Source organism: Curtobacterium sp. ABR8 (genome assembly GCF_057812125.1).
This window is the reverse complement of sequence record NZ_CM173818.1, coordinates 295,861-317,868: the sequence shown is the minus strand read 5'-3', so window position 1 is coordinate 317,868 and position 22,008 is coordinate 295,861. Positions and strand designations below refer to the sequence as shown.

The 22,008-nt window shown below is 73.1% G+C and carries 16 protein-coding genes; 9 read left to right on the top strand and 7 right to left on the bottom strand.

Annotated elements, in window-relative coordinates:
- Positions 1-100: 100 nt before the first annotated feature.
- From ACXKZB_RS01550 to ACXKZB_RS01530, 5 genes are read right to left on the bottom strand one after another with little or no spacing between them, the layout of a single operon-like run.
- On the bottom strand, positions 101-1,537 hold the full coding sequence (locus ACXKZB_RS01550; RefSeq protein ID WP_488824428.1) for an amidase: 1,437 nt from the start codon (positions 1,535-1,537) through the stop codon (positions 101-103).
- Entirely contained in the window at positions 1,537-3,531 is a 1,995-nt protein-coding gene (locus ACXKZB_RS01545) for a primary-amine oxidase (protein ID WP_209132747.1), read from the bottom strand. Before ACXKZB_RS01545 ends, ACXKZB_RS01550 begins: the two co-directional genes overlap by 1 nt.
- 28 nt (positions 3,532-3,559) lie before the next feature.
- The gene (locus tag ACXKZB_RS01540) at positions 3,560-5,116 is read right to left on the bottom strand and encodes a gamma-glutamyltransferase (RefSeq protein WP_488824427.1); all 1,557 of its coding nucleotides are present in this window, start codon (positions 5,114-5,116) and stop codon (positions 3,560-3,562) included.
- A complete protein-coding gene (locus ACXKZB_RS01535; RefSeq protein ID WP_488824426.1) occupies positions 5,113-6,207 on the bottom strand; it encodes an FAD-dependent oxidoreductase in 1,095 nt (364 codons plus the stop codon). The genes ACXKZB_RS01540 and ACXKZB_RS01535 overlap by 4 nt, the downstream gene beginning before the upstream one ends.
- A complete protein-coding gene (locus tag ACXKZB_RS01530) occupies positions 6,204-7,445 on the bottom strand; it encodes an aminotransferase class V-fold PLP-dependent enzyme (RefSeq protein WP_488824425.1) in 1,242 nt (413 codons plus the stop codon). Before ACXKZB_RS01530 ends, ACXKZB_RS01535 begins: the two co-directional genes overlap by 4 nt.
- Before the next feature lie 100 nt (positions 7,446-7,545).
- Here ACXKZB_RS01530 and ACXKZB_RS01525 point away from each other — a divergent pair, with 100 nt between their 5' ends.
- Both ACXKZB_RS01525 and ACXKZB_RS01520 read left to right on the top strand, forming a co-directional pair.
- Positions 7,546-8,052, top strand: coding sequence for a RidA family protein (locus ACXKZB_RS01525; protein ID WP_165932414.1), 507 nt, complete (start codon positions 7,546-7,548; stop codon positions 8,050-8,052).
- The gene (locus tag ACXKZB_RS01520; protein WP_488824424.1) at positions 8,049-9,251 is read left to right on the top strand and encodes an MFS transporter; all 1,203 of its coding nucleotides are present in this window, start codon (positions 8,049-8,051) and stop codon (positions 9,249-9,251) included. The genes ACXKZB_RS01525 and ACXKZB_RS01520 overlap by 4 nt, the downstream gene beginning before the upstream one ends.
- On the opposite strand, the gene ACXKZB_RS01515 is transcribed toward ACXKZB_RS01520, so the two are convergent.
- On the bottom strand, positions 9,238-10,692 hold the full coding sequence (locus ACXKZB_RS01515) for an aldehyde dehydrogenase family protein (protein ID WP_111086482.1): 1,455 nt from the start codon (positions 10,690-10,692) through the stop codon (positions 9,238-9,240). The two genes, ACXKZB_RS01520 and ACXKZB_RS01515, sit on opposite strands and share 14 nt — an antisense overlap.
- 46 nt (positions 10,693-10,738) lie before the next feature.
- Complete coding sequence (locus ACXKZB_RS01510; protein WP_222659168.1) at positions 10,739-11,758, bottom strand: phosphotriesterase family protein; 1,020 nt, start codon at positions 11,756-11,758, stop codon at positions 10,739-10,741.
- A 224-nt stretch (positions 11,759-11,982) separates the two neighbouring features.
- On the opposite strand from ACXKZB_RS01510, the gene ACXKZB_RS01505 reads away from it, so the two are divergent.
- From ACXKZB_RS01505 to ACXKZB_RS01475, 7 genes are read left to right on the top strand one after another with little or no spacing between them, the layout of a single operon-like run.
- Positions 11,983-13,611: an APC family permease gene (locus ACXKZB_RS01505; RefSeq protein WP_488824423.1), complete on the top strand. Its 1,629-nt coding sequence runs from the start codon at positions 11,983-11,985 to the stop codon at positions 13,609-13,611.
- Positions 13,612-13,624: 13 nt separating this feature from the next.
- The gene (locus tag ACXKZB_RS01500; RefSeq protein ID WP_488824422.1) at positions 13,625-14,464 is read left to right on the top strand and encodes an urea amidolyase associated protein UAAP1; all 840 of its coding nucleotides are present in this window, start codon (positions 13,625-13,627) and stop codon (positions 14,462-14,464) included.
- Positions 14,464-15,168 carry an urea amidolyase associated protein UAAP2 gene (locus ACXKZB_RS01495; protein WP_488824421.1) on the top strand — a complete coding sequence of 235 codons (705 nt, stop codon included), beginning with the start codon at positions 14,464-14,466 and terminating at the stop codon, positions 15,166-15,168. Before ACXKZB_RS01500 ends, ACXKZB_RS01495 begins: the two co-directional genes overlap by 1 nt.
- A gap of 26 nt (positions 15,169-15,194) precedes the next feature.
- Positions 15,195-18,860, top strand: coding sequence for an urea carboxylase (gene uca / locus ACXKZB_RS01490; RefSeq protein WP_488824420.1), 3,666 nt, complete (start codon positions 15,195-15,197; stop codon positions 18,858-18,860).
- The gene (gene atzF / locus ACXKZB_RS01485; RefSeq protein WP_488824419.1) at positions 18,857-20,569 is read left to right on the top strand and encodes an allophanate hydrolase; all 1,713 of its coding nucleotides are present in this window, start codon (positions 18,857-18,859) and stop codon (positions 20,567-20,569) included. The genes uca and atzF overlap by 4 nt, the downstream gene beginning before the upstream one ends.
- A gap of 23 nt (positions 20,570-20,592) precedes the next feature.
- Positions 20,593-21,285 carry a TetR/AcrR family transcriptional regulator gene (locus ACXKZB_RS01480; protein WP_488824418.1) on the top strand — a complete coding sequence of 231 codons (693 nt, stop codon included), beginning with the start codon at positions 20,593-20,595 and terminating at the stop codon, positions 21,283-21,285.
- Between the two features lie 45 nt (positions 21,286-21,330).
- Complete coding sequence (locus ACXKZB_RS01475; RefSeq protein WP_488824417.1) at positions 21,331-21,939, top strand: biotin transporter BioY; 609 nt, start codon at positions 21,331-21,333, stop codon at positions 21,937-21,939.
- Positions 21,940-22,008: the final 69 nt, after the last annotated feature.

The window sequence follows — 22,008 nt, the reverse complement described above, 5'->3', positions numbered from 1 at the left end:
CGGCGCGACCAGCGACAGCGGCGCAAGCGACCGGAGCGCTCAGCGCCGGACCGACGGGGCGGGGCCGACCCGCGCCTCCCGACCGGACCGTCCCGGCCGTCTACAGGACCGGCGCCCGCCGGATCCAGCCGGTGGCCTCCTCGATCGCGCGCGTCACCGCGAGCAGCTGGGCCTCGCGGCCGTACCGCCCGACGACCTGCACGCCGACCGGCAGCCCCTCGGGCGTGAACCCGCCCGAGGTCACCACGACCGGGTGCGCCGTCAACGTCAGCCGGTTCGCGAGCATCTGCCACGTGAAGTAGCGGTCGAAGTGGTGGCCGTCGACCTCGTCGACCCACTCGACCTCGGCCGGCGGTGCGACCACCGGCGTCGCCGGCAGCACGAGCACGTCGTGCCGGTCGAGCACCGCAGCCGTGTCCCGGTACATCCGGGTCCGACGCTCGTACGCATCGGCGAGCTGCGCCGCCGTGGTGGCGCGCCCCTGCTCGACGTTCCGGACGTAGTCGGGACGGAACCCGCTGGCACCGGCGTCGACGGCGTGCCGGCCACCCAGGAAGAACTCGAACGTCTCGATGGTCTCCCACGCCTCGTCCGCACCCGCGAAGTCGGGCTCGTCGGCCTCGACGACCGAGCCGAGCCCGGCGAGCTGCTCGCCGAACGCGCGGTGCACGGCACGCACGGCCGGGTCGATCGGCAGGCCGCCGGCGTCCTCGCTCCACGCGACGCGCAGGCCGTCGAGCTCCACCGGACGGACCGGGTGCTGTGTCATGGCGGACATCGGCCAGACGGTCTTCTCGACGGCCAGGGCTTCCATGAAACGTGCCGCATCGGCGGAGTCGCGTGCCATCGGGCCGGTGACGCCGTGCGGCGTCCAGGCGTTGCCGGTCCGGCCGCTCGGGACCCGGCCCGGGCTCGGCCGGACGCCGACGACGTTGCAGAACGCGGCCGGGTAGCGCAGGCTCCCGCCGCTGTCGGAGCCGTCGGCGATCGGCAGGATCCGCCCGGCGAGGGCCGCTGCGGCGCCACCACTGGACCCACCCGCGTGCCGCGAGGTGTCCCACGGGTTCACGGTCGTGCCGAACACCGGGTTGAAGGTCAGGACGCCCTGGCCCATCTCCGGCGTGTTCGTCTTGCCGATGATGAGCGCCCCGGCGTCGCGGAGCAGGGTCGCCAGGACGCTGTCGTGCTCGGCGGGGCGCGCGTCGGCGAACGCCGCCGACCCGTTCGTGGTCGGCAGGCCGGCGACGTCCATCAGGTCCTTCACCGCGGTGGGCAGGCCGTGCAGGAGCGGGAGCGGTTCGCCCGCGGCGCGTGCCGCGGCGGTGCGGCGGTCGGCCGCTTCTGCCGCGGCCAGCGAGACCGAGTCGGGCTGCTGGGAGACGACGGCCTGGAGGCGCGGGTTGCGTTCCTCGATCCGCTCCAGGTGGGCGCGCATCACCTCCACCGCCGACACCTCGCGGTTCGCGACGGCGTCGGCCAGGCGGACGGCGGACCAGTCGGCGAGGTGGTCCGGGGTGTGCTCGGGGGTCTGGGGCATCAGCGGCCGCCCTCGTGGTCGTGCTGCTGCTCGGCGTGCACGTGCCCGTCGTGCGCGGCGTCGGTGTGGTGGTCGTGCGCCGCGTGGTCGTGGCCGGCGCCCGGCGCGCAGTGGTCGGTCGCCGACGGCGGGACGTCGAGCGAGGGGTTCCGGTCGAAGAAGCCGTCGGGTTCGAGCCGGAAGCCGATCGTGTCGACGGGCATGATCGGCCACTGCTCGGGCCGTGGGAAGTGGTGCACGCCGAGGACGGGCCAGAGCACGAGGCGCTCGTTCTCGAGGGACCGGTCTGCCTGCTGCCAGACGTGCACCCCGTCGTCACCGAGCTCGCCCTGGTTCGGGTACTCGCCGGCGATGAAGCGCTCCTCGGGGTCGAAGGCGCTCGCCCAGAGGTGCTTCGCGACGAACGGCGCCTTCCGCTCGACGATGCTGCCGGGGCGGACGTGCAGCTGCGCGGTGTTCTGGACGGCCAGTCTGTAGGCCGTGCTCTCGCCGTAGCGGTTCTGCGCGGACTCGCTCTCGATGCGCCAGTGCAGCGCGCGGGCAGGGTCGGTCATCCGGGCGCCGTCGGCCTCGGAACCGATCGGCGTCTCGACCGCGATGCAGGCGTTGCCGTAGGGGTTCAGGGCCTCGTCGGGCTCGGGCTCGGCGTGCACCTCGACCAGCCGGTTCAACGGACCGTCGACGGCGGTGTCGAGCCGGACGGCGAAGTAGTGCTGGTGCGTCGGGGCCTGCACGTTCGGTGCGACCATCCGGCCGTACCGCGGGGTCTCGCCGTCGGCGATGCCGGACACCGACATCAGGCCGGTGAGCTTGACCTCGAGCTCGACGGAGCCGTCCTGGTACAGCGACCAGTAGAACCCGTAGTCGTAGTTCGCGACGGTCGCGAAGCTCGAGATCACGAGTCGGCGGCTGCGACGGACCTCGGCGCTGCCGGTGCGGGTGTTGACGTGCTTCCAGAGGATCGAGTCGTCCTCCTCGTGCAGGCAGATGCCGTTGACGATGGTCTGCGGTTCGCCGTGGCCGTCCAGGAAGTCGACGTCGAAGTACCGGATCTCCCCCAGGCAGTCGCAACCGAGCTCGAGGCTCGCCGTGAGCGGGCCGGCGCCGTACTCGCCCCAGTCGAAGAAGTTCTTCCGGTACGCGGTCGGGTCGCTGTCCAGGTACGGCACGTACATCTCGTTGACGGCCGCGCGGTGCAGCACCGGTCGCTCGACGTCGCCGTCGCGGTAGGACAGGTCGTGCAGCACGAGCCCCTCGCGGTGCGAGAAGCCGACGCGGAACGTCCAGTTCTGCCAGCGGACCTCGTGCCCGTCGATCGTGAAGCCGGGACCGTTCGGCTGGACGATGTCGAGCGCCGACACCTCGCGGTCGGGGCCCCAGGTGCCGGAGGTGTAGACGCCGGTCTCGCTCGCCATCGGGATGACGCCGTGGTCCTCGATCCGGACGACCTCGAGGGTGTCGAGGTCGAGGATCGGGACGAGCCCGGCGACGGGTCGTGCGTAGCCGTTGTCCTCGGGGAACTCGCGGTACCAGACCGTGCCCCAGCTCAGGCGGCGGTCGGCGAGGTCCTCGGGCACGAAGCCCGTGATCGACTCCGGGTCGACCCAGACGAGCGACGTGTCGGTGATCCCGCGCTTCGCGAGCGCCTCGATGACGAGCGGCGACTTCCGTGCGGCCTGCGCGATGAGCCGTGCTTCGTCACTCGAGACGCCGGGGCGACGGTGGTCCACGTCGGTCCACAGCTCGACGATCGCGGGCGAGTCCGGGCCGGCGGTCCAGCCCCGCACCTCCCACGCGGCGTGGGCGTCCGGGTCCATCACGACGATCCGGACCGGGCGGGCGCCACCGGCGGTCGTGCCCCTGGCCTTCTCCTCGTCGAGCGCGATCCCCCAGAAGCGCGGCCGGGTCCCGATGCGCCCGGAGGCACGGACGGCGGTGACGAAGGAGGCGATCTCGACGGAGGTCAGCGGATCGAGGACGTGGGTGCTGCTCATGGGCTTCCTTCTCGGGTGGATCGTGCGGTCAGTGGGCGTCGAGGACGACGGCGCGGCCGTCCGCGCGGGGGTCGCTCGCGGCGTCGAGGTGTCCGTCGGCGTGCAGCCGGACGGTCTGCACGTGTCCGGCTTCGTCGACGGGGCCGTCGGTGCGGGCGACCGGCAGGTCGAGGGCTTCGGCTGCGGCGATCGCGTCCTCGGAACCGGGTTCGGCGACGAGCGTCATCACCTCGTGCCCGAGGTCACGCGCACCGACCACGAACCGCGGTCGGCGGAGGACCTCGTCGGGGTCGCTGCCCGCGGCGACCAGGTCACGGGCGAGCTGGGCGAGGATCCACGGCTGGGCGCTGCCGCCCTGGCAGCCGAGGCCGAGCACCAGGTCGTCGGTCTCGGCGATCACCGGCAACAGGGTGTGCGGCGGCCGCAGGCCCGGCCCGACGTGGGCGGGGTGCGCGGGGTCGGTGCTGAAGGCGGAGCCGCGGTTGTGCAGCACCACGCCCGTCCCCGGGTCGAGGATGCCGGAGCCGAAGAGCTGGTAGACGCTCTGGATGAGCGTGACGACGGTGCCGTCGCTGTCCGCAGCGGTCACCGCGACCGTGTCGCCGAGGGCACGGCCGGCGCGGGGCAGTGCGCCGACCCGACCGGAGTCGCGTGGGTCGAGCATGGCTGCGACGTCGATGGGTCCGCCGCGGGGGTCGCCGAGTTCGGCCTGGCGGACGAGCGCGGCGCGGTGCACGGCGTCGACGAGGTCGGCGGTCGCGGACCGCGCGGTGCCCTGCTCACCGACGCCCGCGAGCGCTTCCGGCAGGATCCCGAGCAGCACGACGCCCTGCGTGGGTGGCGGAGCGACCCACCATCGGGCACCGCCGATCGTCGTGCCACGGGGCTCGACGAGCTCGGCGTCGTGCGCGGCGAAGTCGGCCTCGGTGTGTGCACCGCCGAGCTCCCGCAGCCGAGCGGTGATCGAGGCGGCGACCCGTCCCCGGTACATCGCGCCCGGGTCGGCAGCGAGTTCGGTCAGGGTCGCGGCGAGTGCCGGCTGCACGAACGGGTCGCCTTCGGCCAGGAGCGCCCCGGCGTCGTCGGTGAAGACCTCGCGCATCCCGGGGTCGGCGTGGAGCTCGTCGGTCCGGACCGCGATCGCACGGCCGAGTCCGGCGGAGACGGGGACCCCGTCGGCCGCGAGTCGTGCTGCGCGGGTCAACGGGTCGGCGAGCCCGAGACGGCCGCCCAGCGCGTCGATCGCCTGCCACCCCGCGACGACGCCGGGGACCGTGACGGTCTGGGCGCCCTGCCGGGGCATCCGGTCCTGCTGCGCGAGCGCCGCGACGTCGATGCCGGCCGGTGCGGCGCCCGCGGAGACCACGGCGGCGACGGGCTGTCCTGGCCGACGGACGAGGGCGACGAGGTCCCCGCCGATGCTGCACTGGTGCGGGTAGACGACGGTCAGTGCGGTGGCCGCCGCGAGCGCGGCGTCGATGGCGTCCCCGCCGGCCGCGACGGCCTCGGACGCAGCGTCGAGGGCAGCGGGGTGCGGTGCGGCGACGGCGACGCGGCGGGTGGCGGGTGCTGCTGGGGCGGTCATGCGGTGGTCACCATCCGGGCGGGGCTGAGGAACGCGAGGTCGGGGCGGTCGATGCCCTGCACCAGGTCGGCGACGGCCGCCCCGATCGCCGGCCCGAACTTGAAGCCGTGGCCGGAGCAGGCTGCGGCGAGGAGCACCTCGGGCTGCTCGGGCAGGGCGCCGACGACGAACCGCTTGTCCGGGGTCATCGTGTACAGGCACGCGACTGCCTGGGCACCGGCGGTGACGATGCCGGGGACGAACCCTTCGAGGAGCTCGGCCAGGTGCGCGACCTCGGCCTCGGTCGGCGGTGCGACGGGCACGTCCGGGTCCCACACGGGTCCGGCGTCGATGCCGATCTTCGCCCCGGATCCGGCGGTCTCCGGGAGCCCGAAGACGAGCCCCTCCGGCAGGTCGACCGAGAAGCACCCGAGCGCGGGCGGCTGCGCCACGGTCTGCCCCGTCGGTGCGGTGAGCGTGACGATGCGCCAGACCTCGAAGAACGCGGCGGCCTCGGGTACCAGCTGCGACGCCCAGGCTCCGCCGGCGAGCACGAGCCGTCGCGCGCGGACACAGCCGGCGTCGGTCCGGACGGTGACGACGCCGTCGTCGACCTGCCAGTCGAGCACGGTCTCGCCGTACCGCAGGTCGGCGCCGGCCGCCGCGGCGGCGGACTGCGCGAACGCGAGTGCCCTCGCGGCCTCGAGCACACCGGCGTCGGGGTCGTGGACCGCGCCGTACGTCTCGGGCGGACGCAGCGAGGGCGCGAGCGTCGGCCAGGCTGCGCGGTCGACCGGGAGGCTGGCCCCACCCTGCATCGTCGGCTCGCCCCGGTGCGCGTACAGTCCACCGGTCCGGTGCAGGAAGGGCGCGCCGGCTGCGGTTCCCCAGCGGTCCCACCCGCGGTACGCACGGTCGACGAGGTCGTTCCACACCGGGTGCGGGTAGGCGCGGCGGATCATCCGGGTGGCGCCGTGCGACGAGCCGCGCTCGTTCCCCGGTGCGAAGCGCTCCACCGCGACGACGTCGAGGCCGCGGCGCGCGAGCTCGTACGTGGCGGCGGATCCGTGGATGCCGAGTCCGAGGACGACGACGTCGTGCACGGCCGTCACGCGCGGACCTCGGCGACGACGTCCGCGACGCCCTCGAGCAGGACCCGGACGTCCTCGTCGTCGTTGTACACGTGCGGTGAGACGCGGACGACGCTCGCCAGGCCGCGGGCGCCCAGGTCCCACTGCGCGTGGCTCGCGGGGACGGAGATGGAGTCGATGCGGCGCTGCCGGAGCCGGGCCGAGACCTCCTTGCCGGCGACGCCGTCGACCGTGAAGGTGACGATCGCGGACGACGACGCTGACGGGTCCGCCACGGTGACGCCGTCCACGGCGTCGAGCGCGGTGCGCAGGTGGGCACCGAGGCCGACCAGGTGCGCCTCGGTCGCCGCCGGCCCGCGGTCGAGGGCCTCGCGCAGCGCCACGCCGAGGCCGAGCCGTGCGGCGACGGAGCACTCCCACGTCTCGAGCTGTCGCGCGGTGCCGTCCATCGTCCACTCATCCTCGCCGGTCCAGACGGCTCCGCGGACATCCGGCGCCCACGCACCGACGCCCTCGAGCATCCCGCGGCGCAGGTAGGCGAGGCCGGTGCCGCGCGGCCCGCGCAGGAACTTCCGGCCGGTGGTGACGAGGGCGTCGCAGTCGACGGCGCGCACGTCGATGTCGATCTGGCCGACGGACTGCGTGGCGTCGACGACGGTCAGGGCGCCGTGGCGACGGGCGACGGCGCTGATCTCCGCGATCGGTTCGACGAGACCGGACGAGGTCGGCACGTGCACCGCGCTCACGACGACACGGCCGCTCGCTCCGGCGACGGCGCGGTCCAGGGCCTCGAGGTCCATGGCACCGGTGGCGTCGCTCGGCACGACCTCGAGCCGCACGTCGTCGTGCCGCTGCATGGCCAACAACCGGAGCGCCTGGCTGACGTAGCTGGAGCGGGGTGCGACGACGGTGTCCCCGGCGCCGAGCCGCAGCGCGTCGAAGACACCGCGCAGGCCGCTCGTGGCGCTGTCGAACAGGGCGATCTCGTCCGGCGCCGACCCGAGCAGGGTGGCGGCCGCGGTGTAGACGTCGGCGACCTCGTCGGCGACCTGGTTGGCGGCTTCGTACCCACCCACCCGCTGTTCCCGGCGCAGGTGGGTGACCACTGCCTCCAGGACACCGTCGCTGACCAGGCCCGCGCCGGCCGCGTTGAAGTAGTGGCGCCCTGCGGTGCCGGCGGTGCGGGACCGCTCGGCGGCCACGTCGATCGCCGTCACTGCCTGGGCGGCCATCGTGCCGTCCTCGAGACCGATCGTCATGTCGCGGGTCCTCCCTCGTGCGCGCCACCCCCGGACGCTGAATGGATCCCATCATAAACAGGTTGTATCCATTACCGCCACCGCCGGATACTGTTGTCCCATGGAGCACTCCGCTGAAGCCCGCGCGCAGGAACTCGGACTCGTCATCCCGGACTACGCGAACCCGCCCTACGGTGGCCGGTACGGCAGCTCGCTCCGGGCGTTCCACCGCACCGGCGACCTGCTGGAGCTGAGCGGCATGACCCCGGAGTCACGGGACGGCACGATGCTGCACCCGGGGTCGGTCGGTGTCGACATCACCCTCGAGCAGGCTCGTGAAGCGGCCCGCTACACCGCGGTCAACGCCCTCGGCATGATCCGCTACGCCCTCGGCTCGCTCGACGAGGTCGCCGCACTGTCCCGCGGGCTGTGCTTCGTCCTCTGCCCGCCCGGGTTCGAGCAGCTCAACCAGGTGTCGAACGCGGCCAGCGACCTGCTGTTCGACGTCTTCGGACCGGACGTCGGTCGGATGGGCCGCGCGTCGATCGGTGCGACCGCCCTGTCGCGGAGCGCCTGCTTCGAGCTCTGGCTCAGCCTGGAGTGCCGCCCCCGCCGAGCCGGGGAGTGAGACCGCTCGCCGAGACCGGCACGCGGGGGACCTCGTTCTGGCTCCTCGTCGTGGCGTCGACCGCCGGCTACGTCGTCAACGGCGCGAGCACCCCGGTCGTGCCACGCCTGGCGACGGACCAGCTCGGCGCCGACCCGGCCGTCGGTGGACTGCTCGTGTCGCTCGCGGGGTTCGTGGCGATCGGGGTGATGCCGCTGGCCGGCATCCTGAGCGACCGGCTCGGTCCACGACGTGTCCTCCTCGGTGCCGGGTTGCTGGCGGCGGCCGGACTCGGCATCGTGCTCGTCGCGCTGAGCGTCCCGAGCCTCGCGGTCAGCCGGCTCGTCTTCGGCGCCGGCAACGCGGCCACCGCCACCGCCCTGACGGCCTGGGTCGTCGCCGAGGTCCCGGTGACCCAGCGGAGCCGCGCACTCGGCCTGTTCGGGCTCGCCGTCTGGATCGGTCTCGCCCTGGGGCCCGTGGTCGGCGAGAACCTGTACCAGTCGGCCGGACACCGCACCGTGTGGGTCGTCGCGATCGGCATCCAGCTCGCCGGGCTCGGAGTGGCACTGCTCACGCGGGGCGGATCGGCTCCGGTCCACCGCAGCCCGGCACGACCGGCCGGTGCGGGGCTCGCGGCGGTGCTGCGGGCCGTCGTGCGACCGGGCGCGGCGGGACTCGTGGCCTGGGCGGCCGAGGGCTTCATGATCGCGTTCCTCATCCAGCACCTGGTCGGGCAGGGCGTCGGCGCGCAGGGACTGACCGGGGCCGCGAACGTCTTCACGGTCTTCGCAGCGAGCGTCGTCGGGGTCCGACTGCTCCTCGGCGGACTGCCGGACCGGATCGGGCCCGTCCGCACCGCACGCGGAGCCCTGGTCGTCCTCGCCGCAGGGCTGGTCGTCCTCGCGGTCGCACACGACTTCCCGACCGCGGCCGCCGGTGCCGTCCTGGTCGGTGCCGGGTACTCGCCGCTGTTCCCGACGCTCACGCTCCTGAGCACCCGGACGCTCGACGACCGCACCCGGGCCACGGGCGTCGGCGTCTTCTCGGCCGTCACCAGTGCGGGCTACGCCGTCGGCTCGCTCGTGGGCGGGGTCCTGGTGTCGGCGGTCGGTTCCGGGTGGGCGCTCGTCGTCCTCGCCGCCCTGCAGCTCGCCGCGGTGCCCGCACTCGGCAGGCACGACGGCGGCGGCACCGGTCGCGACCTCAGAGCGCGATGACGACGCTCTTCGACTCGCAGAACGCGCGCAGGGCCTCTTCGCCGAGGTCGCGGCCGAGGCCGGACTCGCCGACCCCGCCGAAGGACAGCGCCGGGTCGAACAGGTTGTAGGTGTTCACCCACACGGTGCCGGCGTGCAACCGCTGGCCCATCCGGTGGGCGCGGGACAGGTCACGGGTCCACACCCCGGCGGCGAGGCCGTACGTCTGGTCGTTCGCGATGGCGATCGCCTCGTCCTCGTCGTCGAAGGGGATGACGCCGACGACGGGCCCGAAGATCTCCTCGCGCGCGATGGTCATCGTGTTCGAGACGCCGGTGAAGAGCGTCGGTTCGACGTAGTAGCCCGGGCGCTCGGGCACGCCGCCGCCGACCGCGACCGTCGCCCCCTCGGCCTTGCCCTGCTCGATGTACCCGAGCACCTGCTGCCGTTGCTCCTCGGACACGAGCGGGCCGACGGTGATCCCGCCGTCGAGCCCGTCGCCGACGGGGACCTTCCGGACCGCGGCGACAAGGCGCTCGGTGACCTCGTCGAGGACCGACCGCTGCACGAGCAGGCGGCTGCCCGCGGTGCACATCTGGCCGGAGTGCCCGAACGACGCACGCATGGCGGTGAGGACGACGGCGTCGAGGTCGGCGTCCTCGAACACGATGTTCGGGCTCTTGCCGCCGAGCTCGAGGGTCAGGCGCTTGAAGTCCGCACTCGCGGCGGTCATCACCTTGCGGCCGACCTCGGTGCTGCCGGTGAACGAGACCTTGTCGACACCGGGGTGCGCGGTGAGGGCGGCACCGACCCGGCCGTCACCGGTCAGGACGTTGACGACGCCGGCGGGCACACCGGCCTCCTCGCAGATCGCCGCGACGCGGAGCATCGTGAGCGGGGTCTGCTCGGCCGGCTTGACGACCACCGTGCAGCCCGCGGCGAGCGCCGGTGCCAGCTTGAACGCGCCGGTCATGATCGGGAAGTTCCAGGGCAGGATGAGCGCCGCGACGCCGACCGGTTCGAGGGTCGTGTACACGTGGTGCGCTCCGCCGTCGACGGGGACGACCGTGCCGGTCAGGCGCGAGGGAGCGCCGGCGTAGTAGCGGAACACCCGGGCCGAGGTCGCGGTGTCGGCGCGGGAGCGCTCGATCGGCTTGCCGTTGTCGCGGGTCTCGAGCACGGCGAGTTCCTCGAGCCGCTCCTCGATCAGGTCCGCGACCCGGTTCAGGATGCGGCTGCGGTCGTGCGGGCTCATCCCGCTCCACCGGCGGTCCTCGTGTGCCCGGCGTGCCGCGGCCACGGCGGCGTCGACGTCGGCGGGACCGGCCTGCGGCACCCGGGTGAGCAGCACCTCGGTGGCGGGGTCGAGCACGTCGAGGAGTTCGGCGCCGTCGGGTGCGGTCCAGGTGCCGTCGACGAGGAACGGCTCGAGCGGGGCCAGGGGTGCGAGCGTGTCTCTCATGACGGTTCCTCCGTGGGACGTGGGTTCGGTGGGTCGGGGCGCTCGGTCAGGGGCGGTCGAGGAGCCGAGCGGGCTCGTCGACCGTGATCCGGGTGAGGACCTCGTCGGGCACGCCGAGTGCGCGGAGGCCGGGGACGACCCGGGCGGTCAGGTGGTCGAGGCCGTGTCCGCCGTACCGACGGAGCTGGCCCTTCGTCCAGGTGGCGTGGCCGAAGACCCAGCGGGTGTCGGGGGCGCTCTCGCGCAGGGCCAGGAAGGCGTCGAGCCGTTGCGGATCGCTGGCGTTGCGGATGCGACCGACGTGCGAGCCCTCGTTGCCGAAGCAGAGCTCGAGCACTGCTCCTGCCTGGCCGAGGTCGCGCAGGTAGGGCAGGTCGAGGAACTCGTCGACGGTCGAGAACACGACCCGGCTCGGGTCGACCCCCTCGGCGACGACGTGCGCGAGCACCTCGAGGCCGTTTCGGGCGTCGGCGGCCAGCCGGACGACGACGGCCGCGCCGGTGGTCGCCGCCGCTCGTGCAGCCGCCGTGAGACTGCGGCGTTCCTCGAGTCCGTCGGCGGTCGCGAACGCCGTCGTCGTCCCCATCAGGCCGAGCAGCCCGGCACGGTACGTGGTGCCGGGTACCGAGTCCGTCAGTGCCCGTTCGAAGAGCCCCTGTCGCCCGTCGGTGTCCAGGTCGAGGTACCACTCGGGCAGCAGTCGTGGCAGGTAAGCCCCGTAGCCGGCGACGATCCCGACGCCGCTCGCCCGTGACAGTCCGGGCAGCCGGGCGTGGTCGGGACCGAAGCCGAGGGAGCTCAGGTCGACGGCGAGGCCGAGGCCGCTGTTCCGCGCGGTGCGGAGTTCGTCGGCGAGCAGGTCGACGTCGTCGAGGCGCAGGTTGTCCGCGAGTGCGAGCTGGCTCCACCGCAGGGCGGCCGCCAGGTCCGCGGTGACCGCGAGGCTCGGCTCCAGCGCTTCGACACCGGGCCGCTGCAGGGCGCTCGCGTCCGTCAGCAGGTGCTCGTGCATCGACACCGCACCGATCCCGGACGACTCGACGGGGCCGAGGACGGTCTGGATCACGACGTGCCTTTCGCGGTGGCGGACTTGACGGATCCAATCTACATCGGTTTGGATCCCTCTTGTCCACACGTGTCGCCGAGCTCCCCGCTCGACTCCGAACGTTTACACGCGGGCCCCTTCCGTCACGTGCCCGAAACAGCCGGGCAACGACGGCGACACGGGTCCGCACGACACTGGTCGCACTACCTGTCACCCGACAGGTACTCCGCGAAAGGTCTGCAGCCATGCGCTCTCCAGAGTCACCGCTCCACGCACCGCGCGCCACGTCCAGCGTCGACCCCGTCGACACCCAGGGCCTCGCCCGACTCGGCTACGAGCAGGAACTCCACCGCGGGGTCGGCTCGTTCTCGTCGTTCGCGGCCGGGTTCTCGTTCGTCTCGATCCTGACCACCGTCTTCCAGCTGTTCGGCCTCGGGTTCGGACTCGGCGGTGCCGCCTTCTTCTGGGCCTGGCCGCTCGTCTTCGGCGGCCAGCTGCTCGTCGCGCTGAACTTCGCGCAGCTCGCCGCCCGGTGGCCGATCTCGGGCGCGATATTCCAGTGGTCCAGTCGTCTGGCGGGCGCGCGCTTCGGGTGGTTCACCGGGTGGACGATGATCATCGGGCAGATCCTCACCGTGGCCGTCGCGGCGATCGCGGTGCAGGCCGTGCTCCCCGCGATCTGGAACGGGTTCCAGGTCGTCGGCGGCCCCGGAGCCGACCCCTCCCTCGCCTCGTCGACCGGTGCCGCGAACGCGGTGGTGCTCGGCATCGTGATGCTCGTCGTGACGACCCTGGTGAACATCACGAGCGTCCGGCTGATGGCGCGGGTCACGAGCTTCGGCGTGCTGATCGAGATCATCGGCGTCGTCGTGCTCATCGGCGCCCTCTTCCTGCTGCCGCACCGCAGCCCTGCGGTGGTGTTCACGACCGCCGGCTCGACGAGCACCGAACCGTACGTCTGGGCGTTCCTGGCCTCGTCCCTGATGGCTGCCTACGTGATGGTCGGCTTCGACTCCGCCGGTGAGCTCGCCGAGGAGACGCACAACCCCCGCCGGACCACCCCGAAGACGATCGTCCGCGCGCTCACCGTCTCCGGCCTCGGCGGCGGGCTGCTCATCATCGGTGCCCTGGTCGCCGCCCCGAGCCTGACCGACGGCAAGCTGGCGACGCAGGGACTCGCGTGGGTGATCACCTCGACGCTCGGCGACGTCTTCGGCCGACTGCTGCTCTGCACCGTCGCGGTCGCCGTGTTCGCCTGCACCCTCGCCGTGCAGACCGCCGGTGCGCGCATGGTCTACTCGATGGCCCGCGAGAAGGCCCTGCCCTTCCACCGGACGCTCGCTCGGGTCTCACCCCGGACCGGTACCCCGATCGCCGCGTCGATCGTCGTCGGTGTCGGTGCCGGCCTCGCGCTCGCCGTCAACATCGGTCAGTCCGCGATCTTCACCGCCCTGTCCAGCCTGTGCATCGCGATGCTCTACCTGGCCTACCTCGGCGTCACCGGCCCCCTGCTGGTCCAACGCATCCGGCTCCGACGGTCCGGCTTCCCCGCCGGCGTGGACGAGGACGGCAAGCCGCTGTTCACACTCGGCCGGTGGGGCATCCCGCTCAACGCCCTCGCCGTCGCCTTCCAGATCGGCATGGCGGTCAACCTCATCTGGCCGCGCCCGGAGATCTACGACCTGACCGGGAACTCGTGGTGGCTGCAGTACAGCGCACTGCTGTTCATCGGCGCCGTCCTGCTTGTGGGTTGGGTGTGGTCGGCCCGGCGGCACCGTGCGCACGGACCGATCACCCTCGCCGAGGTCCCGTCCACCGCCTCGGTCCCCGCCGTCCAGGCACCCGCCTCCGCGACCGCGACCGTCGAAGCCTGACCGAAGGAACCCCATGCGCGACCTCCACCAGACCGACAGCGTGCTCGCATCGCGTTCCGATGCGCGCGCCCAGGCCGGGACGCAGTCCGAGTACATGCCGTACCTGCCGGCGTCGACGTCACCGTTCGCCCCCGACGTCGTGGACCGCGCACAGCTCGTCTGGGCAGAGACGGTGGCCCCCGGCGGGTACACGCACAAGGTCCTGGCCAGGGGCTCTCGTCTCCGCTTCGACGACCCGACGGGGCAGGCATGCGCCAACCTCCTGGTGTTCAACGCGCTCGAACCGTGGGAGCGCTTGAACGTCGCCGACACGCAGAAGATCCCGTGGCAGGCCTACCTCGGTGTCGGCACGCCGCTGCTCAGCGGGGACGGCCGTGCCCTGGCGACGGTGGTCGAGGACACCTCGGGGCACCACGACGCCTTCTGCGGCACGTCGACCGACGCCTGGAACGAGCGGAAGTACGGCGGTGCGGCACCCGAGGGGCCCAGCCCGAGCGGTCGGTCGCTCTTCGTGAAGGCCGCCGCCAAGCACGGGCTGACGAGGCGTGACCTGCCGCCGAGCGTCTCGTTCTTCCAGGGCGTCCGGATCGACGACGAGGGGGCGATGACCTTCACGGGGTCGGCCGGTGCCGGGCACCACGTGACCCTCGTCGCCGAGCTGCCGCTGCTGGTGCTCGTCGCGAACGTCGCACACCCCATCGACCCCCGGCCGGAGTACGCCGTCGGCCCGCTCCGGGTGCACGCCTGGCGTGGGGCACCGACGACCGACGCGGACGAGCGGTTCACGGCGACGCCCGAACTCACCCGCGCCTACCTGAACGCGATCGACTACGCGGAAGCACGAGGCCTCTGATGCCCGACACGACGACGCACGCCCGCACCTCCACCGTCCCGGTCGGCGCCGTCCACGCCCCCGACGTCGCCCTGGACTGGAGCGAGTCGCTCGTGCCCGGCGACGTCGTCCGCGACGACCGGGTCGAGCCGCTCGCGCCCTGGTCCGCCGTCGTCCGCGCCGGCCAGGTGCTCACGATCGTCGACGTCGGCGGCAACCAGAGCGCCGACTGCCTGGTCTACGACGCGTACGACCCCGACGAGCGCTACAGCGTCCCGGACACCCTCGCGGCCCAGGGGAACGCCTACGTCCGCACCGGCACCGTGCTGATGTCGAACGAGGGGCGCCCGCTCATGACGGTCGTCGCCAACGAGATCGACCGGCAGGACACCATCGGCGGCGCGTGCTCGAAGGAGTCCAACACCCTGCGGTACGGCCACCACACCCAGTACCAGCACGGTTGCCGCGAGAACTTCCTGGCCGAGGCCGGACGGCACGGCCTCGGCGCCCGCGACATCGTCTCGAACCTCAACTGGTTCATGAACGTCCCGGTCGAGGCCGACGGCGCCCTCGGGATCGTCGACGGCATGAGCGCACCGGGCAAGCGCGTCGCCGTCCGGGCCGAACGCGACGTGCTCGTCATCGTGTCGAACTGCCCCCAGATGAACAACCCGTGCAACGACTTCTCCTGCACCCCGCTGCGCATGATCGTGGTCCAGCCGTGATCGCCGCACCCGATACCGAGGACACCGTGCCCCAGCCACCCGCGCTCTCCACCGACACCGTCCTCGTCGCGAACCGCGGCGAGATCGCCCGCCGGGTGATCCGCTCCGCCAGGGCCCTCGGCATGCGGACCGTCGCCGTCTACTCCGACGCCGACCGCGCCGCGCCGCACGTCCGCGAAGCCGACGTCGCCGTCCGCCTCGGCCCGGCCCCAGCACGCGACTCCTACCTGCGCATCGACGCCGTCGTGCAGGCCGCGAAGGACACCGGCGCCGGCTTGGTCCACCCCGGCTACGGGTTCCTGTCGGAGAACACGGACTTCGCCCGCGCCTGCGAGGACGCCGGCATCCGGTTCGTCGGGCCCACCGCCGACCAGATCGTCCGCTTCGGCGCGAAGCACACCGCCCGCGAGCTCGCCGCCGCTGCCGGGGTCCCGATGCTCGCCGGCACCGGCCTGCTCGAGAGCGTCGACGACGCCGTGGCCGAGGCCGAGCGCATCGGCCTGCCGGTGATGCTCAAGGCCACCGGTGGCGGCGGCGGCATCGGCATGCAGGCGTGCGCGACCCTCGACGAGGTCCGCGAGGCGTACACGAGCGTCACCCGCACGGCCACCGCGGCCTTCGGGTCGGCCGGCATCTTCCTCGAACGCCTGGTGCGACCGGCCCGGCACGTCGAGGTCCAGCTCTTCGGCGACGGCCACGGGCGCGTCGCGGTGATCGGCGACCGGGACTGCTCGTTGCAGCGTCGGAACCAGAAGGTCATCGAGGAGGCCCCGGCGCCCGCGCTGCCCGAGCACGTCCGCAGCGAGCTGCACGAGTCCGCCCGTCGCCTGGCCGCGAGCGTCGGGTACCGCAGCGCCGGCACCGTCGAGTTCGTCTACGACCCGGTGCGCGAAGAGGCGTCGTTCCTCGAGGTGAACACCCGCCTGCAGGTCGAGCACCCGGTGACCGAGGAGGTGTTCGGAGTCGACCTCGTCGACCTCATGCTCCGCCTGGCCCGCGACGGCGCCGACGGCATCGGCGACGACGTCTTCGACCGCACCTGGAGCCCGAACGGCCACGCCGTCGAGGCCCGTGTCTACGCCGAGGACCCGGCGAAGGGTTCGTTGCCCTCCAGCGGCCTCGTCACCCAGGCGGTGTTCCCGAGCGCGACCACCGAGTCCGGCGATCCGAGCGGACTCCGCGTCGACGGCTGGGTCGAGACCGGCTCCGAGGTCTCGGCGTTCTACGATCCGATGCTCGCGAAGGTCATCGCCACCGGCGAGACCCGCGACGACGCCCTCGACCGGCTGCGCGACGGCCTCGCCGCCACGCGGATCGACGGCATCGTGACGAACACCGGGCTGCTCCGTGCACTGACCGACGACCTCGAGCTCCGCACCGCCACGCACTCCACCTCGACGCTCGACGAGACCGACGACCCGGACCCGCGCATCGACGTCATCGCACCGGGCACCATGACGATGATCCAGGACCTGCCCGGCCGGGTCGGGTACTGGCAGGTGGGCGTCCCGCCGAGCGGCCCGTTCGACTCCGCGTCGTTCGCCGAGGCGAACCGCGCCGTGGGCAACCCCGACGGTGCTCCCGCGCTCGAGATCACGGCGACGGGTCCGACGCTGCGCTTCTCCACCGCCGCCGTCGTCGCGCTCACCGGCGCGCAGGCGCCCGCGACCCTCGACGGCGATCCCGTCGCGCTCTGGGAGCCGATCGACGTCGGCGCCGGACAGACCCTGGCGGTCGGGACGGCGCCCGGGCCCGGCCTGCGCACCTACCTGGCCGTCCGCGGTGGCTTCGACGTCCCCACCTACCTCGGCTCCACCGCCACGTTCACGCTCGGCGGCTTCGGCGGCCACGCCGGTCGCGCGCTGCTCGCCGGCGACGTCCTGCGGCCGGGCTCCCCGGACTCCGACGCGGCGCACCCCGCCTTCCCCGGGGACGCCCGACTGGGCCTGGTCGGCGGCCCGACCCCGGCCGAGCACCGCACGGCACTCACCGACGCGTGGGAGATCGCCGTGACCGAGGGGCCGCACGCCGCCCCGGACTTCTTCACCCGCGCCGACCTGGACGTCTTCTACGCCACCGACTACGGCGTGCACCACAACTCGGCGCGCACCGGCATCCGGCTCATCGGGCCCCGACCCGAGTGGGCGCGGACGGACGGCGGCGAGGCCGGTCTGCACCCCTCGAACATCCACGACACCCCGTACGCGGTCGGTGCGATCGACTTCACCGGCGACACCCCGATCATCCTGGGTCCGGACGGGCCCTCGCTCGGCGGCTTCGTCTGCCCCGCCGTGGTCGCCAGCGGCGACCTGTGGAAGCTGGGCCAACTCCGACCAGGTGACACGGTCCGGTTCGTCCCCGTCCGCGAAGCCGACGCCGCCGCGCTCGAGGCGAACCGGGCCTCCCGGACCGTCCCCCGCACCGGGGGCGACGGCGACGACGGCGTGATCACCCGCCTGGAGGCGACCGACGTCCGCCCGAGCGTCGCCTACCGACGCGACGGCGACGACAACGTGCTCGTCGAGTACGGCGACATGACGCTCGACATCGCGCTGCGCATGCGCGTGCACGCGCTCATGACGAAGCTGCAGCAGGAGGCGCCGAAGGGCGTCCTCGACGTCACCCCGGGCATCCGCTCACTGCAGGTGCACACCGACGCGTCGGTCTTGAAGGCCCGTGACGTGGCCGGGCTCCTCCGCGAACTCGAGGACGAGATCCCGCCCACCGACCAGCTCGTCGTGCCGTCGCGCACCGTCAAGCTCCCGCTGTCGTGGGACGACCCCGCCACACGCCTCGCCATCGAGCGGTACATGAACGGCGTGCGGAACGACGCACCGTGGACCCCCTGGAACATCGAGTTCATCCGGCGCATCAACGGTCTGGAGAGCGTCGACGACGTCTTCCGCACCGTCTTCCACGCGAGCTACCTCGTGCTCGGCCTGGGCGACGTGTACCTCGGCGCCCCGGTCGCCACGCCGCTCGACCCCCGACACCGCCTGGTCACCACGAAGTACAACCCGGCCCGCACCTGGACCGCCGAGAACTCCGTCGGGATCGGCGGTGCGTACCTCTGCATCTACGGCATGGAAGGACCGGGCGGCTACCAGTTCGTCGGGCGCACCGTGCAGATCTGGAACCGGTTCCGCCGCGGCGGACTGTTCCAGGAGCACCCGTGGGCGCTGCGGTTCTTCGACCGGATCGAGTGGTACCCGGTCGGTGCCGACGAGCTGCTCGAACTGCGGGCCGAGACCGACGCCGGGCGCGGCTCGTTCGAGACCGTCGACGGCGAGTTCTCGATCGCGTCGTACAACCGCTTCCTCGAGGCGAACGCGGGCTCGATCGCGGACTTCCGGGCGCAGCAGGCGCGGGCGTTCGGCGAGGAGAAGGAGCGCTGGCGCGCGTCCGGCGAGTTCGACGTGCGCGACGAACCGGCCGCCGTCGTGGCGGACGAGGTCGTCCTGCCCGCCGGGGCGACGGCCGTGACCGCGCCCTTCACCTCGACGGTGTGGCAGGTGGACGTGCGGCCGGGCGACCGGGTGGACGAGGGACAGAAGTTGTTGGCAGTGGAGGCGATGAAGATGGAGTCGATGGTGCACGCACCGGTGGGAGGCCACGTGTTGGAGGTCTACATCAAGCCGGGCGACCAGGTCGCACCGGGGCAGGTCCTGGCCGCGATCGGAGCGGGAGCGTGAGCGCGGCGAGCGCCGCCGCGGACCGCGTCCGCGACGCCTTCGACCGCATCGACGCCGTCGACCGGCCCGAGGTCTGGATCACCCTGCGCGACCGCGCCGCGGTCCTGCAGGAGGCCGAGGCCGTCGACCCGACGCTCCCCCTCGCCGGTCTGCTCTTCGCCGTCAAGGACAACATCGACGTCGCCGGGTTGCCCACGACCGCCGCCGCCCGCTCCTACGCCTACGAGCCCGACGGCGACGCGACCGCCGTCGCCCGCCTGCGCGCCGCCGGCGCGGTCGTCGTCGGCAAGACGAACCTCGACCAGTTCGCCACCGGCCTGGTCGGCACCCGGTCGCCCTTCGGCGCGGTCCGGAACGCGTGGGACCCGACGCGGATCTCCGGCGGCTCGTCGAGCGGCTCGGCCACAGCCGTCGCGCTCGGCATCGTCGACTTCGCACTCGGCACGGACACCGCGGGCTCCGGCCGCGTGCCGGCGGCGCTCGGCAACCTGGTCGGTGTGAAGCCGACCAAGGGCCTGGTGCCGAACACCGGTGTCGTGCCGGCCTGCCGCTCGCAGGACTGCGTCACGGTCTTCGCCCGATCGCTCGACCTCGCCCGCACGGCGGCGGAGCTGATGGCCGGGCCGGACGACACCGACCCGCTCGCCCGCATCGACGTCGCCCTCGCCGACGTGCCCGCCGTCCCGCGGATCGCGATCCCGCTGCCCTCGCAGCTCGAGGGCCTCGCGCCGGGCTGGGCAGAGGCCTTCGCCGCCGCCGTCGAGCGCTTCCGCGCACTCGGCCACCAGGTGGTCGAGGTCGACATCGCACCCCTGCTCGACGCAGCGTCGCTGCTCTACGACGGCGCGTTCGTCGCCGAGCGGTACGCCGCCGTCGGCGCGCACGTCGAGGCGCACCGCGACCTGGTCGGCGACGACCTGGACCCGTCGGTCGCCACGATCGTCCTGGGTGGCGCCCGACCCACGGCAGCGGACCTCTTCGCGGACCAGGAACGCCTCGACGTGCTCGGCGCCGCGGGACGCGCCGCCCTCGCCGGCACCACAGCGCTCCTCACGCCCACCACGACGTGGCACCCCACCCTCGACGAGGTCGCGGCCGATCCGATCGGCGCGAACAGCCGGATGGGCCGGTACACGAACTTCGCCAACCTGCTCGACATGGCCTCGCTCGCCGTCCCTGCCGGGTTCGTCGACGGTCTGCCGTTCGGGGTCATGCTGACCGGTCCCGCGTTCACCGACCGACGGCTCGCGGCGCTCGGCGCCGCGTTCCTCGCGCCCACCGTCGACCTGCTGGTCGTCGGAGCGCACCTCCGTGACCAGCCGCTGAACGGCCAGCTGGTCGCGTCCGGCGGATCGTTCGTCCGGGAGGCCCGCACCGCGTCCGACTACCGGCTCTACGCCCTCGACACGGTGCCACCCAAGCCCGGGCTGGTCCGCGTGGGTCCGGACGCGTCCGGCGCTGACGCGCCCGGGTCGGGGCCGGCTTCGGGCTCGGGCTCGGGCCCCGGCATCGCCGGTGAGGTCTGGCGGCTGCCCGCCGCCGGGTTCGGCACCTTCGTGGCGTCCCTGCCCGCGCCGATGGCCATCGGCACCGTGGCACTCGAGGACGGAACCGACGTCACCGGCTTCCTGGTCGAGCCGTTCGCCGTCGAGGGCGCCGCGGACATCACGGCGTTCGGCGGCTGGCGGGCCTACCGCGAGCAGGCATGACGCCGCGCTGGGAGGATGGCTCCATGTCCTCCGACGACCGACCGGCCAGGCCCGGTCGCCCGAGGGCCGTCCCGAACGCCGACTCGGCGCTCAGTCCCCGCGACCAGATCCTCGACGCCGCCGCCGCACTGTTCGTCGAGAACGGCATCAGCGCGACCTCGACCCGAGCCATCGCGGAGCGGGTCGGCATCCGCCAGGCGTCGCTGTACTACCACTTCGCCGGCAAGGACGACATGCTCGTCGAGCTCCTGACGACCTCGGTCCGGCCGAGTCTCGAGATAGTCCGCGAGCTCGAACAGCGGGTCCCGGCGTCCGCCACCGCAGCCGGCGCGCTGGCCGCGCTCGTCCTGATCGACGTGGAGACCCTCGCCCGCACCCCCCACAACATCGGCACGCTGTACCTGCTGCCCGAGGTGCAGGGGGAACGCTACGACGGGTTCCGCGCCGAGCGGATCGAGCTGCGGGACGCCTACGGGCGCCTCGGGTCGCTCGCCGCCCACTCCGACGTCACCGTCGCGATCTCGCCGGCACGGCTCGGTGGGATCCTCATCCAGCTCGCCGAGACCGTCATCCAGCTCCGCCGCGTCGGCGGCGTCGAGGACACCGACCGCGAGGCCATCGTCACGACCTGCCTGCGGGCGTGCGGGCTCGACACCGCTGCCGTCGCCGATGCACGCCGCGAGGCCGGGTCACTGCTCGCCGCCGTCACCGTCTGACCAGCTCTTCCGTTCGTCTCCGTCGCCCCATCTGGAGGTTCTGCCATGACCGCGCTCTCCCCCGCCGCACACCGTCCACTCGCCGACGCCCTGCTCCCCCGCACCGCGGTCGTGAGCACCGCGCTCGTCCTCGGCGGTGCACTGCTCACCGCCGGTGCCGCGCAGGTGTCCGTCCCGCTCTGGCCCGTCCCGATCACCGGGCAGACGCTCGCCGTCCTCCTGGTCGGCAGCGCCCTCGGTGCGCGCCGCGGTGCCCTGTCGATGCTCGTCTACGCGCTGCTCGGGGTCGTCGGGCTGCCGGTCTTCGCGGGTGGCTCGGCCGGGTTCGGCGTGCTCGCCGGTCCCTCCGGCGGGTACATCGTCGGCTTCGTCGCCGCCGCTGCCCTCGTCGGGTGGATCGCCGAGCGCTTCGGCGACCGTCCGCTGCGGAACTCGGTGCTGTCCTTCGCGCTCGGCACCGTCGTGACGTTCGCCATCGGCATGGTGTGGCTTGCGGTGTCGCTCGGGCTCGACCTGCAGCAGACGCTCGAGTTCGGGCTGTACCCGTTCGTCCTCGGCGGTGCGGTGAAGGCGCTGCTCGGTGCCGGTGCCATCTCGCTCGGGTGGACGGCGGCGGTCCGGCGACGCGTCGGTGGTCGAGACGTCGTGCGCTGAAGCGTCGCTCGCTGGGGTGTGCGACGTCGGGCGCCGTGTTAGGTTGTGCACAACATGATCGAGCACAAC

Excerpts from the sequence above, each read along its gene's own strand:
- ACXKZB_RS01550 (WP_488824428.1), bottom strand. The coding sequence starts at position 1,537 with ATGCCCCAGACCCCCGAGCACACCCCGGACCACCTCGCCGACTGGTCC.
- ACXKZB_RS01545 (WP_209132747.1), bottom strand. The coding sequence starts at position 3,531 with ATGAGCAGCACCCACGTCCTCGATCCGCTGACCTCCGTCGAGATCGCC.
- ACXKZB_RS01540 (WP_488824427.1), bottom strand. The coding sequence starts at position 5,116 with ATGACCGCCCCAGCAGCACCCGCCACCCGCCGCGTCGCCGTCGCCGCA.
- ACXKZB_RS01530 (WP_488824425.1), bottom strand. The coding sequence starts at position 7,445 with ATGACGATCGGTCTCGAGGACGGCACGATGGCCGCCCAGGCAGTGACG.
- ACXKZB_RS01525 (WP_165932414.1), top strand. The coding sequence starts at position 7,546 with ATGGAGCACTCCGCTGAAGCCCGCGCGCAGGAACTCGGACTCGTCATC.
- ACXKZB_RS01515 (WP_111086482.1), bottom strand. The coding sequence starts at position 10,692 with ATGAGAGACACGCTCGCACCCCTGGCCCCGCTCGAGCCGTTCCTCGTC.
- ACXKZB_RS01505 (WP_488824423.1), top strand. The coding sequence starts at position 11,983 with ATGCGCTCTCCAGAGTCACCGCTCCACGCACCGCGCGCCACGTCCAGC.
- ACXKZB_RS01500 (WP_488824422.1), top strand. The coding sequence starts at position 13,625 with ATGCGCGACCTCCACCAGACCGACAGCGTGCTCGCATCGCGTTCCGAT.
- ACXKZB_RS01495 (WP_488824421.1), top strand. The coding sequence starts at position 14,464 with ATGCCCGACACGACGACGCACGCCCGCACCTCCACCGTCCCGGTCGGC.
- ACXKZB_RS01480 (WP_488824418.1), top strand. The coding sequence starts at position 20,593 with ATGTCCTCCGACGACCGACCGGCCAGGCCCGGTCGCCCGAGGGCCGTC.
- ACXKZB_RS01475 (WP_488824417.1), top strand. The coding sequence starts at position 21,331 with ATGACCGCGCTCTCCCCCGCCGCACACCGTCCACTCGCCGACGCCCTG.